Source organism: Micromonospora narathiwatensis, assembly GCF_900089605.1.
Classification (GTDB): domain Bacteria; phylum Actinomycetota; class Actinomycetes; order Mycobacteriales; family Micromonosporaceae; genus Micromonospora; species Micromonospora narathiwatensis.
Genome location: NZ_LT594324.1, coordinates 5,760,984 through 5,774,981, shown reverse-complemented (window position 1 = coordinate 5,774,981; position 13,998 = coordinate 5,760,984). Strand labels below are relative to the sequence as shown.

12 protein-coding genes are annotated in these 13,998 nt (G+C 73.2%); 4 read left to right on the top strand and 8 right to left on the bottom strand.

Features of this window, described 5'->3' with window-relative positions; translation table 11 throughout:
• Window positions 1-117 precede the first annotated feature (117 nt).
• Entirely contained in the window at window positions 118-696 is a 579-nt protein-coding gene (locus tag GA0070621_RS25420) for an LURP-one-related/scramblase family protein (RefSeq protein WP_091200471.1), read from the top strand.
• Window positions 697-819: 123 nt separating this feature from the next.
• Here GA0070621_RS25420 and GA0070621_RS25415 read toward each other — a convergent pair whose 3' ends face one another.
• The 7 genes from GA0070621_RS25415 to ssd form a co-directional block, all read right to left on the bottom strand.
• Window positions 820-1,245 carry an Rv3654c family TadE-like protein gene (locus tag GA0070621_RS25415; protein WP_091200467.1) on the bottom strand — a complete coding sequence of 142 codons (426 nt, stop codon included), beginning with the start codon at window positions 1,243-1,245 and terminating at the stop codon, window positions 820-822.
• Entirely contained in the window at window positions 1,236-1,619 is a 384-nt protein-coding gene (locus GA0070621_RS25410) for a TadE family type IV pilus minor pilin (protein ID WP_091200465.1), read from the bottom strand. The genes GA0070621_RS25415 and GA0070621_RS25410 overlap by 10 nt, the downstream gene beginning before the upstream one ends.
• A 131-nt stretch (window positions 1,620-1,750) precedes the next feature.
• Window positions 1,751-1,918 carry a DUF4244 domain-containing protein gene (locus GA0070621_RS25405; RefSeq protein ID WP_091062778.1) on the bottom strand — a complete coding sequence of 56 codons (168 nt, stop codon included), beginning with the start codon at window positions 1,916-1,918 and terminating at the stop codon, window positions 1,751-1,753.
• A 23-nt stretch (window positions 1,919-1,941) separates the two neighbouring features.
• On the bottom strand, window positions 1,942-2,676 hold the full coding sequence (locus GA0070621_RS25400; protein ID WP_091200463.1) for a type II secretion system F family protein: 735 nt from the start codon (window positions 2,674-2,676) through the stop codon (window positions 1,942-1,944).
• Complete coding sequence (locus tag GA0070621_RS31315) at window positions 2,676-3,593, bottom strand: type II secretion system F family protein (protein WP_167667356.1); 918 nt, start codon at window positions 3,591-3,593, stop codon at window positions 2,676-2,678. The genes GA0070621_RS25400 and GA0070621_RS31315 overlap by 1 nt, the downstream gene beginning before the upstream one ends.
• Window positions 3,594-3,940: 347 nt before the next feature.
• Complete coding sequence (locus GA0070621_RS25390; protein WP_091200461.1) at window positions 3,941-5,149, bottom strand: TadA family conjugal transfer-associated ATPase; 1,209 nt, start codon at window positions 5,147-5,149, stop codon at window positions 3,941-3,943.
• Window positions 5,146-6,249: a septum site-determining protein Ssd gene (gene ssd / locus GA0070621_RS25385; RefSeq protein WP_091200459.1), complete on the bottom strand. Its 1,104-nt coding sequence runs from the start codon at window positions 6,247-6,249 to the stop codon at window positions 5,146-5,148. The genes GA0070621_RS25390 and ssd overlap by 4 nt, the downstream gene beginning before the upstream one ends.
• Window positions 6,250-6,866: 617 nt before the next feature.
• On the opposite strand from ssd, the gene GA0070621_RS25380 reads away from it, so the two are divergent.
• Window positions 6,867-7,673: an HAD family hydrolase gene (locus GA0070621_RS25380; protein ID WP_091200457.1), complete on the top strand. Its 807-nt coding sequence runs from the start codon at window positions 6,867-6,869 to the stop codon at window positions 7,671-7,673.
• A 131-nt stretch (window positions 7,674-7,804) separates the two neighbouring features.
• Here GA0070621_RS25380 and GA0070621_RS25375 read toward each other — a convergent pair whose 3' ends face one another.
• Window positions 7,805-8,551: a Fic family protein gene (locus tag GA0070621_RS25375; protein WP_091200454.1), complete on the bottom strand. Its 747-nt coding sequence runs from the start codon at window positions 8,549-8,551 to the stop codon at window positions 7,805-7,807.
• A 256-nt stretch (window positions 8,552-8,807) separates the two neighbouring features.
• Between GA0070621_RS25375 and acs the strand changes: the two genes are divergently transcribed.
• Both acs and GA0070621_RS25365 read left to right on the top strand, forming a co-directional pair.
• Window positions 8,808-10,796, top strand: a complete 1,989-nt coding sequence (gene acs, locus GA0070621_RS25370) for an acetate--CoA ligase (RefSeq protein ID WP_091200451.1) — start codon at window positions 8,808-8,810, stop codon at window positions 10,794-10,796.
• A gap of 240 nt (window positions 10,797-11,036) precedes the next feature.
• Complete coding sequence (locus GA0070621_RS25365) at window positions 11,037-13,829, top strand: immune inhibitor A domain-containing protein (RefSeq protein ID WP_091200449.1); 2,793 nt, start codon at window positions 11,037-11,039, stop codon at window positions 13,827-13,829.
• Window positions 13,830-13,998 lie beyond the last annotated feature (169 nt).

Below are 13,998 nucleotides of genomic sequence, written 5' to 3'. Positions count from 1 at the left end.
GGCGACCGTGGACGGCGGGCGCTGACGCCGGCCGGAGCCCCGACGGGTGGGATCTGGGGAGTACGCCGAGTACCGAACTGTGCGAAACTCCGGCGTTCATCAATCGAAGGAGATCTCGTGCAGCTCGACAGTTTGCAGACCCAGCACCAGTTCCTCATCCGCCAACGGATCCGGATGATGGTCAACCAGTACGAGGTGCACGCGGTGGCGCCGGACGGCTCCGAGGGCGGGCTGCTCGCGTTCGCGCAGCAGAAGCGGCTCGCGTTCAAGGAGCAGGTGACCATCTACACCGACGACTCCAAGCAGACCCCGCTGCTCGGCTTCAAGGCCCGCCAGCGGCTCGACCTCGGCGCCACGTACGACGTGACCGACCATTCCGGCACCCCGATCGGGCTGTTCCGCAAGGACTTCGCCCAGTCGCTGCTCCGCTCCACCTGGCACGTCGAGCAGGCCGGCCTGCCCGCGATCACCGGGCAGGAGCGCAGCCTCCCGGTGGCGCTGCTGCGCCGGTTCGTCGACTCGCTCTCCTGGCTGCCGTACCACTTCGACTTCGTGGCCGACGGCCAGCCCGTGTTCTCGGTCGTCAAGAAGTGGGGCCTCCGCGACCGGTACCTGGTCGAGATCCAGCACCCGCAGATCGACCGACGGCTGGTCATCGCCATGGCGGTCGGCCTCGACGCGCTGCAGAGCCGCTGAGGCGTCCACCTCCCGGTGGCCGACCGACGTTTGGTCGGGCGGTCCGGTGGACCCGGACCGCCCGACCCGGGCCGGGCCCAAGGTTCCCCGCGCCGCCGCCGTTCCGTGCCCGGTCGGCGGCGGTCAGCCACGCACCGGACCAGCCCGGGCGGTCGCGGTCGCGGTGCGGACCAGCCCGGGCAACGGCGCGACCCTTACCTCCGCCGTGACCACGACATCGAGCCCGTCGAGCCGGCAGGCCACCAGCCGGCCGCCGTTGGCCCGCGCCAGCTCGTCGGCCCGTCCGCACGCGACGTCCTCGCTGTCGAGCGCCCGACCGGCGCCCGCCAGGGCCCCGAAGTCCGCCGCGTTCCGGGCCTGCTGCCGCGCCGTCCGGGCCGCGCCCAGCGCCGCGCCGAAGAGCCCGACCAGCACGAACACGAGACCTACCGCGAGCAGGCAGACGGTCGCCCCGCCCCGGTCCGTCGCCGGGCGGCCCCCGTCGCCGATCTGCCGGCCGTAGCGCCACCGCGTGGTGCGGGCCGGTCGTCGGTCCCTGCTCACGGCCATGGCCCTGGCGTACCGGGTTCGACGGCGGCCACCGCGGTCGCCGACACGGTGATCCGGGGCAGCCGCGCGCCGAGCGTACGGACCGGTGCCCGGACGGTCGCGGTGACCTGGTCGCCGGAAACGGCGACCGAGATGTCGGCCCCGGCCGGGGCGTGCCGAGCAGCGACCGTCGAGCCCGGCTCACCACGGGAGGCGGCAAGCACCGCCTCCCGAGCCGCGGCCAGACATCCGGCCCGCGTGGTCACCGCCTCGACCGCGGTGAGACCGGCGACGAGCAGCAGGACGAGCGCCGGCAGGCCGGCCGCCAGCTCCGCGGTGAACGAACCCCGTTCCCCGGCACCCCACGGCCGTCCCGACGAGGCGGCGGTCGTCACCCCCGCACCGCGCGTACCAGCGGTCGGGAGGGAAGGCTCCGCCGGACCCGGGCTCGCGCCGGGCACCGCGGCCCGGTGCGGCGCTCGCGAGTCCGAACCGCATCCGCGACGGCCGACCCACCGGCGCCCGGTCACTTCAGCGCCCGGTCGATGACGGCGGTGAGCGCGGACTGCACGTTGCCGGAGGTGAGCACCTTCAGCAGGATGCCGGCGAAGGCCACCGCGGCGAGGGTGCCGACGGCGTACTCGGCCGTGTTCATCCCGGCGTCACCCCGCAGACGGGCGAGAAGTCTGCGCATGTCGTACTCCTTTCCTCGTGGGTTCACAGCACGTCGCCGAGGACGGCGACGATCACCGGCACCAGGCCGGCGAGAATGAAGGCGGGCAGGAAGCAGAGCCCGAGCGGCAGCACGATCAGCACACCTGCCCGCCGAGCCGCCGCCTCGGCCGCGATCGCCCGGTCGGCACGCAGCTCGTCGGCGAGGCGGGTGAGTGCGCCGGCCAGCGCCGTACCGCTGTTGGACGAGCGGATCGCGGCGGTGACCAGGCGTTCGGCCCCGGCCACGGGATTCAGGTGGGCCCACGCCTCCGCCGCCGTTCCACCGAGTTCCAGCGTCCGGCCCACCCGGCCGAGCCGGTCGGCGAGCGGCCCACCGAGCGCCTCGGCGACCGCCAGCACCGACCGGTCGACCGGTGCTCCCGCCCGGAGCGCGGCCGCCAGCAGATCGGCGGCGAGGGGCAGATCGGCGGTCTCCCGGAGCCGCCGGTCGCGGACCGCCCGGGGCTCGATCCGCCGCAGCAGGCGGTCGGCGGCCAGGCCGGCCAGCACCCCGACGATGAGACCGGCCCAACCGCCGACCACGATCAGCGTGGCCACTCCGGCCAGGCCCGCGCCGAGCCGGACCCGGTCCGGCCACCACGGTGGCCTGGTCCGCTCCGCCGCCGGTCGGATGAGCAGACGAAGTCGCCGCCCCGGTCGCGCGGCCGGACCGCCGGCGGCGACCAGCAGCAGCGCCGCCCCGGCCAGGCAACCCGCGGCCATCACCTGACGGGACATCAGTCGGGCCGCCCCGGCGTCGCACCCAGCCGTTCGGCCCAGAGCAAGCCGCCGAACTGCAACGCGACGGCCGCGAGCGCGCTGCCACCGCCGACGGTCGTGTGCAGGAGCACGGCAACCGGATCCACGCCGATGGCGTAGCCGAGGCCGATGCCGCCGAGCGGCAGAGCGGCGAGCAGCCACGCGGTCGCGCGGGCCCCGGCGGCCTGGGCGGCAGCCGCGGCAAGGCCACGATCGGCGGCCCGGGCATCCGCCTCCACGCGTTCGAGCAGTTCGGCCAGCGGTGCCCCGGTCCGGTCGGCCAGCCGCACGGCGGCCCGGGCCAACCGGGCGATCCGGTGCGGACCGTCCGCGACCGCGCCCTCGACCGGCAGCCCGGCGCGGAGATCGGCAGCGAGTGCGCAGAGCTGGTCCAGTTCGCGTCGGCGCGCCCGGTCGGCCAGCTGACGTTCGCGCCGACGCCGGACCGCCCGGGCCGCCAGCACCCCGTAGACGGCCAGCACGATCGCCGCCACCGGCCCGCCCAGTACGGCTCCCGTCCCGCCGCCCAGCAGGACCGCCGGCAGCAGACCGCGCCGGGACGCCAGCACCCCCGCCACCCGTTCCACCAACCGCCCTCGTATCGCGACGCGGCCGGTCGCTCTCGGCGCGTACGGCAGGCCGAGAACTCGGAACAGCGCGGCGACCGGACCACCCCGGGCCTGGCCATCGGTGAGACCGTGGGCCTGGTCGCCGGTCGTACCGCGGAAAACCTGGTCGACCGCTGTCGCGTCGGCCGAACCGACGGCATCCGGCCCGCCCGGCGGCCCGGGTTCGGCGCGTCCCGGGTCGGCACCAGCCGCCCGCAGGTGGATGCTGGGGCCGCCGGTGAGCGTGCCGCCCAGCGGTTCGGCGGTGCCTCCGATCGACCAGGTCACCGCCGCGCCGAGCGAGGTCGGTCCGAGTGACAGGGCGGCCCGAGGGCGGCGCCCGCCCGCCGGTACGGGCGCGGCGGCCGGGTGGGTCCCGTCGCGTCGTCCGGGTGGGCGGATCGGCGGCCGGTCGGGGACGGATCGCTCCCCGCCCCGCGCGCCACCGGCCGTCGTGCGGCCTCCGCTGATTCGACGCCCGTGGGCACGGCTGGCGACGTGGGGCGCCGACGGCATCCGGTCCCGGCCTGTTGATTCGAGGACGGCACGCCGCCGAGCCCGGCCGGCGCGCACCGGCCAGGCCACCGCCGCCGCGGCGGCGACCAGAAGCACGGTCACCAGCCAGCCCTGCACGGTCACGACGGACCCGCCGAGCCCGGCCAGGCCGTGCAGAGGATCGGCGGCACGGTCACGTCCCGCTCCCGTAGCAGTGCGCCCAACGGCCGGGCGGCGATGCCGAGCCCGCGCCCGCGTATCCAGGCGGGAACCACGGTGACGAGCCGGTCCGGTCCCTCGGGGAGCAGCAGGCTGACCGACTCCAACACCCGCCCCTCGGCGGTGCGCCGCATCTGCAGCAGGACCTGGAGCGCCGCGGCGACCTGGGCGTGCAGGGCGGCCCGGGGCAGACCGCCGAGCAGCCCGAGCGCCTCCAGCCGGGCCGGTACGTCCGTCGCGGCGTTGGCGTGCAGCGTCCCGGCGCCACCGTCATGGCCGGTGTTCAACGCGGCGAGCAGGTCGACCACCTCCGCGCCTCGGCACTCGCCCACCACCAGCCGGTCCGGCCGCATCCGCAGCGCCTGCCGGACCAGGTCGCTCAGCCCGACAGCACCGGCCCCCTCCACGTTGGACGTGCGCGCCTGGAGACCGATCACGTGCGGGTGCACAGGACGGAGCTCGGACGCGTCCTCGACGAGCACGATCCGTTCGGTCCCGGGCACCAGCCCGAGCAGCGTGTTGAGCAGGGTGGTCTTGCCGGAACCGGTGCCTCCGGTCACCAGGTACGCCAGCCGGGCCGCCACGACGGCGGCCAGCAACGGCGCCACCGGCCGGGGCACGGTGCCCCGGCGTACCAGCTCGTCGAGGGTGAACGGCCGCTGCCGGAAGGTGCGCAGCGACAGGTACGGCCCGTCGATCGCCACCGGCGGCAGCACGGCGTGCAGCCGGGTGCCGTCGGGCAGCCGGGCATCGGCGTACGGGGAGGCGTCGTCGAGCCGCCGCCCGGCCGCCGCGGTGAGCCGCTGCGCCAGCCGGCGTACGTCGTCGACCGTGCCGAGCGGCACCGCCACCTGGTGCAGCCCGCGCCCCCGGTCGACCCACACCCGGGTGCCGTTCACCAGCACGTCGGTGACCTGCGGGTCGGCCAACAACGGGGCCAGCGGCCCGGCCCCGACGAGATCGTCGCGCACCCGGTCGGCGATCCGCAGCAGAGCGGTGTCCCCGAGCACGGTGCCCGGCTCGGCCCGTACGGCGGAGACGATGGCCGCGGGGGTGACCGGGGTGGCCGCCTCCGCGAAGCGCTGCCGGACCCGGACGGCCAGTTCCCCCGAGTCGGCCGGGCCGGTCACGCCGCGCCCCTCGCCGGCACCCCGGTCAACTCGTCGAGGATCCGCTGGCAGAGCGCGGCGAGCGGCCCCTTCCCGGCCGCGGCCGGGGCCTCACCCCGCTCCAGGCCCCGGCAGATCCCCGGCTCGGGACGCAGCGTGCCGGCCAGTGGCAACCCGAGCGCCCGGGCCACCTCGCCGGCCTTGAGCCGACCCGGGGCCGGCCCGCGCACGATCACCGCCAGGTCGGCGCAGTGCGGGGCGGCGACCGCCACCACCCGGGCCGCGGCGGCGGTGGCCCGCAACTCGGCCGGTACGACCACCAGCGCCCGGTCCGCGGCCTGCAACGCGACGACGGCCGCGTCGTCCAGGTAGCGGGGCAGGTCGAGGACCACGACGTCCCGGCCCCGACGGGCGGCGTCGACGGTGGCGGCCATCGCCTCGCCCGGCAGGTGCAGCAGGTCACCCCGATCCCAGGAGAGCACCACCAGGTCGCCCCGGCTGGGCAGGGCGCGGACGAGCGACGGTGGGTCGACCCGCCCGTCGGTGTCGGTCAGGCCCGGCCAGCGCAGCCCTTCCAGCTGCTCCCAGCCGAGCACGAGGTCGAGGCCGCCGCCGAGCGGGTCGGCGTCGACGAGGAGGGTACGCAGCCGGGCCCGGGCCGCCGTGACGGCGAGCCCGCCGGCCAGCACGCTGGCCCCGGCACCGCCCCGCCCGCCGAGCACCGCCACGACGCGCGCCGTGCCGGTGCCGGAGATGTCACCCGCGCATTCGGCGAACCGGTCGACGAGCCACGGCTCGGCGGCGGGCAGGGTCGCGACGTGCTCGGCACCGATCAGCTCGGCGACCTGCGTACCCGGGTCGAGGTGTCCGGAGCGGCCGACCAGCACCGTCCGGGGCCGGCGCGGCAGCCGGGCCCGCAGGCAGGCCTGCGCCTGGTCGGCACCGACGAGCACCAGCGGGGCCGGCGCCCAGCGGGCCCGGGCGGCGGCCGGATCGGCGGCCAACTCGACCTCGGTGCCGCCCGCTGCGGCGAGCCGCAACAGTTCGTCGAGGAGCTCGCCGTCGGCGGTGACGAGCAGGGGAAGGCGGTGGTGCGGCGGGAGGGGGGTACGGGGCGGCATGGCGGCCTCCAGCGGTCGGACTCGAACGTGCCGCCGGGAAGCCTGCCGAACCGGCCCGGGTCGCGGCCCTCGTCCACGGTCGGCCTGTGGATGGCGGGCAGCACTGTGGACAAACCCCACTCGGCGAGCTGATCTGCTATGGGTGGACGGATCGCCCATAGCAGCCGCCGAATACGCAACCGTCGATCAGCGGCCGGCAGGCGCGCCGCATGGGGCGGCCGGCGGCGACAAATGGCCGATCTCGGACGCTGGAGCGCTCCCCGCAAAGGGACGACCCCCGTCGGGGGGAGACGGGGGTCGTCGGGCGGTTCGGCTCCGGGGGGGTCGAGCCGAACCCACTCAGCGGTCACGGGGGGTGCAACCGCCGAGGGCCTTCCGGCCGGCGAGAGGTGAACTCTCGTCGCGAGCACAAGCATGCCGCAGCGGACCGGTATACGTCGAGTGGTCCCGGCTCCACCCACCGCTAAATTGTGTTCGGAGAGTGTGATCGCCGTCACGGTCGGCAGAGCCCCGCGGGCACCGGCCAGGTCGTCGCCGGAGCCTCTCACGCCCGGCAACGCCGGCGCGCCACCCCGGGCATCCGCCTCCTTTTCCTTCTCGGGCTAGACTTTCGCGCCGTGGGCCGAGGTGCCGCTTTTTTCGATCTCGACAAGACCGTCATCGCCAAGTCGAGCGCTCTGGCGTTCGGTCGGCCGTTCTACCGGGACGGGCTGATCACTCGGCGTGACGTGGTCAAGTCGGCGTACGCGCAGCTGATGTTCCGGCTCGGCGGCACCGACGAGCAGACCATGGCCCGGACCCGGGACTACCTCGCCACGCTCTGCAAGGGCTGGCAGGTGGATCAGGTTCGCCAGATCGTCGCCGAGACGCTGCACGAGCTGATCAACCCCTACGTGTACGCCGAGGCCGCCGCCCTGATCGAGGAGCACCAGGCGGCCGGCCGGGACGTGGTGCTGGTCTCCGCCTCCGGTGACGAGATGGTCCGGCCGATCGGCGAGCTGCTCGGGGTGACCGACGTGATCGCCACTCGGATGGCGGTCGAGGACGGCCGTTACAGCGGTGAGGTCGAGTTCTACGCGGCCGGCCCGAGCAAGGTCGACGCCGTCGGCGAGCTGGCCGCCGAACGCGGCTACGACCTGGCCGACTCGTATGCCTACTCCGACTCGTACAGTGATCGGCCCCTGCTGGAGTGCGTGGGCCACCCGACCGCGGTCAACCCGGACCGGGCGCTGCGCAAGTTGGCCGTGGAGAACTCGTGGCCGGTGCTGGAGTTCCGGCACCCGGTCCCGCTCGGCCGCCGGCTGCGCGAGCGGCCCGCCGTGCCGGTCGCCGCCGCGGCCCTCGGCGTCGGCGTCGGCGTCGCCATCGGGATCGCCTGGTACGGCCGGCACCGTCGCACCCGCACCGCCGCGCCCTCCGCCTGACCTCCCGCGCCGTCACCCGTCGGTCCCGCCGAAGGCGGGACGCCGGGGAGAGCCGCCGGCACCCGGCCCCTTCCGGGACGGGTCGCCTCTCCCGTCACCCGAAGGCGGCGGTTTGCCCGAGAAGGCACGGATCAGGAGGCCGCGAGGACCTCGTCGCCGATGAGCGCGATCTGGTCCGCACCGACCTCGACGGCGGCCATGTAGTGGCGCAACCAGGAACGCAGTCCGTCCGGCGTACCGGTCGCGAAGGCGCCGGCCGCACCGACGTACTCGGGCTCGCGCTCCCGGTGGCCGACGTCGACGGCGACCAGGCCACGCGGATCGAAACCGGTCGAGATCAGCACCAACCGGGCGGCTGCCCGGGCCACCACCCCCGACGGGCCCGCGAACGGCCGCAGGTTCAGCAGCTCACCGTGCACCACCGCGGCCAGCACCAGCGGCGGCACCTTCGTGCCACCGGCGACCAGCCCGGCCAGCCCGTCGAGACGCGCCGCGACCACCGGGTCGGCCACCGGCCGACCCAGTTCCGCCTCGGGGACGACATCCCGGGCCGCGAGGACGTGCAGCCGGGCGAGGACCTGGCGGGGGGCCTTCGGCCAGAGTTCACTCAGCCCGGACAGCGCCCCGGCCGCCCGCAGCGCCCCCTGGAGCACCGGGTCGGTGACCGTGCCGGCGCGTACCTCCTCCCGCTCGTACCCCCGGCCCTCCAGCGCGGCGCTGGCCACGGCGCTGCGCAGGCCGACCTCGGCGGCGACCTGACCGCCGTGGCGGCGCAGCGCGCGATGCCGGTGGGCCAGGTCGACCCGGTCGCGGGCCCGCTCGACGGCGGACGCGATGTCGGCGAGCGCGAGCAGCGGGGCCAGCGGGTCGGTGGTCACCTCGTCACGCTATCCACCCCGCCGCCCGGGCCGGGCGCCACCCGGCCGGAAGGCGATCCGCACCACCACCCCTCGCGCCCGCGAGTCGAGGCGCGAGAAGGGAACCCTGCTCCACCGGAGGCGGCCCCGCCTGACAACTCGGCGCGTCTCGGGGGCCGCTGGGCGCGCGGCGACGGGCCAGGCTGTCGCGGGGCGGCGGCCGCGCGACTAACCTCAGCGGCGTACGAGACGCAGGTCACGCGACGAAGGAGCACGCATGAGCGAGGCATTGGCCAACTTGCTGAACGAGACGCGCCAGTTCCCGCCGCCGGCCGAACTCGCCGCGAACGCCAACGTCAAGGCCGACGCGTACGCCGAGGCGGAGCGTGACCGGCTCGGCTTCTGGGAGCGCCAGGCCGACCGGCTGACCTGGGCCAAGAGGTGGGACCAGGTGCTCGACTGGTCGAACGCGCCGTTCGCGAAGTGGTTCGTGGGCGGGCAGCTCAACGTGGCGTACAACTGTCTGGACCGGCACGTGGCGGGCGGCCGGGGCGACAAGGTGGCGATCCACTGGGAGGGCGAGCCGGGCGACACCCGCACCCTCACCTACGCCGACCTGCACAAGCTCACCTGCCAGGCGGCAAACGCGCTGACCGACCTGGGCGTGGTCGCGGGTGACCGGGTGGCGATCTACCTGCCGATGATCCCCGAGGCGGCGGTGGCGATGCTGGCCTGCGCCCGGATCGGCGCCACGCACAGCGTGGTCTTCGGCGGCTTCTCCGCCGACGCGCTGACCAACCGGATCCAGGACGCCACGGCCAAGGTGGTGATCACCTCGGACGGCGGCTTCCGCCGGGGCAAGCCGTCGGCGCTCAAGCCGACCGTCGACGAGGCGGTGGCGAACTGCCCGTCGGTGGAGCACGTACTGGTGGTCCGCCGGACCGGCGAGGAGGTCGCCTGGTCGGCGAAGGACCACTGGTGGCACGAGAAGGTGGAGACCGCCTCCCCGGAGCACACCGCGCAGCCGTTCGACGCCGAGCACCCGCTGTTCATCCTCTACACCAGCGGCACCACCGCCCGCCCGAAGGGCATCCTGCACACCACCGGTGGCTACCTGACCCAGGCGTCGTACACCGCGCACGCCGTCTTCGACCTCAAGCCGGAGACCGACGTCTACTGGTGCACCGCCGACATCGGCTGGGTCACCGGCCACTCGTACATCGTCTACGGCCCGCTCTCCAACGGCGCCACCCAGGTGATGTACGAGGGCACCCCGGACACCCCGCACAAGGGCCGGTTCTGGGAGATCGTCGACAAGTACAAGGTGACCATCCTGTACACCGCGCCGACCCTGATCCGCACCATGATGAAGTGGGGTGAGGACATCCCGGCCGGGTACGACCTCTCGTCGCTGCGGCTGCTCGGCAGCGTCGGCGAGCCGATCAACCCGGAGGCGTGGATCTGGTACCGCCAGCACGTCGGCCGGGGTGAGCTGCCGGTGGTGGACACCTGGTGGCAGACCGAGACCGGCGCGATCATGATCTCGCCGCTGCCGGGCGTCACCGAGGCCAAGCCGGGCTCGGCGATGACCGCGCTGCCCGGCATCGTCGCCGACGTGGTGGACGACCAGGGCCAGTCGGTGCCGAACGGCGGTGGCGGCTACCTGGTGCTCAAGGAGCCGTGGCCGTCGATGCTGCGCACCATCTGGGGCGACGACAACCGGTTCATCGAGACCTACTGGTCGCGGTTCGGCGCCGGGGCCAACGCCGGTGGCGAGTGGGTCTACTTCGCCGGTGACGGCGCGAAGAAGGACGACGACGGGCACATCTGGCTGCTCGGCCGGGTCGACGACGTGATGCTGGTGTCCGGGCACAACATCTCCACCACCGAGGTGGAGTCCGCGCTGGTCAGCCACCCGTCGGTGGCCGAGGCGGCGGTGGTCGGCGCGACCGACCCGACCACCGGCCAGGCGATCGTGGCCTTCGCCATTCCGCGCGGCAACACGGACACCTCCGGCGCGGCCGGCGAGCAGCTCATCGCCGATCTGCGCAACCACGTGGCGAAGACGCTCGGCCCGATCGCCAAGCCGCGGCAGATCATGCTGGTCCCCGAGCTGCCGAAGACCCGCTCCGGCAAGATCATGCGCCGGCTGCTGCGGGACGTCGCGGAGCACCGCTCGCTCGGCGACGTCACCACCCTGCAGGACTCCTCGGTGATGGAGCTGATCTCCGCCGGCATGGGCGGCGGCAAGTCCGACGAGGACTGACGCGAGTCGTACCGCGGCGGTGGGTGACGGCCCGAACGGGGGCGTCACCCACCGTCGTTTTTCCGCCACCCGTGTCGGAAGTTCGGTGGAGGCGCGACGGGCTGAACGGCCAGAGGGACAACTCACCTCTGTCGGTGAGGGTCCCTTCTCCTTTAGGTTCAGCCACATCGGACGGTTTGACGATCATCGCTACGGCGTCTAGCGTCCGTTTCTCCTCCCATGCCCGACGAACGGAGTGGCATGCACACATTTCCCAAATCCGGGTCACGCCGGCGCCTACTCGTCGCGCTGCCCGCCATCGCCCTCGCGGCCACGTCACTGACCGTGACGGGCAGCGCGGCCGCCCAGACCTCTGGTCCGGCACCGGCCACGATCGGCGCGGACGAGTACTACATCAACTACGCCGAGCCCGAGGTGCAACCGGACACCACAGGCAAGGAGGTCAAGGGCAAGGACGGCATCTACACCTCGCCCGGCGACGCGGCCCGGGCCTACGACCGCAAGTTCGCCGGCGGCAACCCGGCGACCGCGCGGGAGCTGGCGAAGATCGAGGCCAAGGCGATCAAGACCGGCCAGAGCCCGCGTAAGATCAAGCAGGCCAAGAGCACCCAGACGGCCAAGCTGCTCACGCTGCTGGTGGAGTTCAACGACGAGGCCAATGACGACTTCACCAACGTCATGGTCCCCAAGACGGTCTTCGACGACCGGACCTGCGTCCCCGGCACCGTCCAGAACGGCCCGACGCACAACAACATCACCAACCCGGCCTCGCTGCCCCACAAGGACAACAACTCGATGTGGGTGCCGGACTTCTCGCCCGAGCACTACAACAAGATGCTCTACACCAAGCAGGGCATCACCGAGCGTGTCCGGAAGGACCTGACCGGGCCGGACGGCAAGCCGGGCGTCAGCCTGGCCGGCCGGACCATGCACAACATGTACCTGGAGATGTCCAAGGGCGCGTACACGGTCGACGGGCAGGCCAGCCCGTGGATCAAGCTGCCGCACTCGGAGGCCTGGTACGCCGCCAACCGTTGCACCCGCGACGAGAACGGCAACTGGGTTCCCGGGCGTGAGCAGTCGATGAACGGCCACCCGGACAACCCGCTGGGTGCCGCGCGCCTCGCCACTGACGCGATCGACGCGCTGGCCAAGATGAACCCGAACTTCCCCTGGGCCGACTACGACATCGAGGACCAGAGCGACCGGGACGGGGACGGCAACTACAACGAGCCGGACGGCGTCATCGACCACCTGGTGCTGGTGCACGCCGGCAAGGGCAAGTCCAGCGGCGGCGGCGCCCAGGGCGTCTACGCGGTCTGGGCGCACTCCTCGGCGGTGGCCGGTGGCTACACCATTCCGGGCACCAACCTGAAGGTGTCGAACTACATCGTGCAGCCGGAGGACGCCGGCGTCGGCGTGTTCTCCCACGAGTTCGGGCACGACCTCGGCCTGCCGGACCTCTACGACACCTCGGGCAACGCCGACTCGGACGTCGACTTCTGGGACCTGATGGCCTCTGGCTCGCACTCCGGCGAGATCTTCCAGGCCCTGCCCAGCCACATGGGCATCTGGGACAAGTGGGTGCTCGGCTGGGCCGATCCGCTCACCTTCAAGCCGGGTGACAACGGGCACGCGGTGCAGCTCGGCCAGACCTCACGTACGCCGGTCGGCACCGAGGACGGCATCAAGATCGACTTGCCGAACAAGGTGGTCACCCTGGCCCAGCCGCACAGCGGGGCCAACATGTGGTACAGCGGCGCCGACCAGAACTGGGCCGACGTCAAGCTCAGCCGCACGGTGAACGTCCCGGCGGCGGCCGACGCCAAGTTCTGGATGTGGAACAACTACATCATCGAAGAGGACTGGGACTTCGGCTTCGTCGAGGTCTCCACCGACGGCGGCGCCACCTGGGCCGAGCAGAAGGTGTACGACGAGTCCGGCAAGCTGGTCTCCACCAACGACAGCTACCCCGACCCGAACGGGCGGATGGCCGACTACGGAGGCAAGAAGTACGGCCTGGCCGGCGACACGCACGGCTGGCGCCACGACTACATCGACCTGTCGGCGCACGCCGGCAAGACGGTGCAGGTGCGGCTGCGCTACGACACGGACGCGGCGTTCCTGGAGCGCGGCTGGTTCGCCGACGACTTCTCGGTCACCGGCGGCGGGGCCACCACCTGGAGCGACGACGTCGAGGGCGGCGCGAACGGCTGGACCCAGAGCGGTGGCACCTGGACCGACACCACCGGCGCGGGTTGGCACAACGACCCGGGCACCCAGGTCAAGGCCCAGTACTACCTGGCCGAGTGGCGTAACTTCGACGGCTTCGACGCCGGCCTGAAGTACACCTACGACACGACCTACTCGCACGAGGCGTGGAAGGTCGAGAAGGTCGCGTACAACGCCCCGGGCATGCTGGTCTGGTACCGGGACACCATGCTGGGCAACGTCAACCACGTCACCGCCCAGATGACCTCGCTGCCGAGCTACGGCGCCAAGGGCGGCCTGCTCATCGTCGACTCGCACTTCGACCCGCTGCGCCGTACGGGCGCGGCGGCCAGCAAGGACACGTCGACGCTGAAGAACCTGCCCAGCCGTCCGCAGTCGTCCAACGCGGCCTTCTCGCTGAACCCGACGTACCCGTTCCGGGAGTGCCTGGAGGCGGCGGGCGAGCCGTACAGCGAGTACTGCACCAGCTTCGGTGCCCAGGCTCCGGTGGCGACCTTCACCGACGCCAAGGGCTGGTACCCGGGCATCGAGATCCGCAACGGTACGGCGTACGCCCGGGACAACGACGCCTCCGTGGTGGTCCCGTCGAAGGAGAACGCGAAGTACACCACCCGCGTGGTGAACCCCGACGGCACCCCGGCGACGGAGTTCTACGGGGCGACCCTGAGCGGTGGGGCCATCGTGCTCGGCACCGGCAACCCGGGTGACGCGGGCGTCGCGTACGGCGTCTCGATCACCATCAAGCGGGCCGCCAAGGACAACTCCTACGCCACGGTCTTCGTGACCCCGGCAAAGCGGTGACCTGACCGACTGTCGTCGATCGGGCACACCCGGCGGGGCCCGTCCTGGAGCACACTGCTCCGGACGGGCCCCGTCGTCCTGGTACGCCCGGAATTCCATTGGAGAGCGAGACGTGACATTTCCCTGGGTTTCGGCGCTTTCCCTGGGGATCCTATAACCACTCACCACT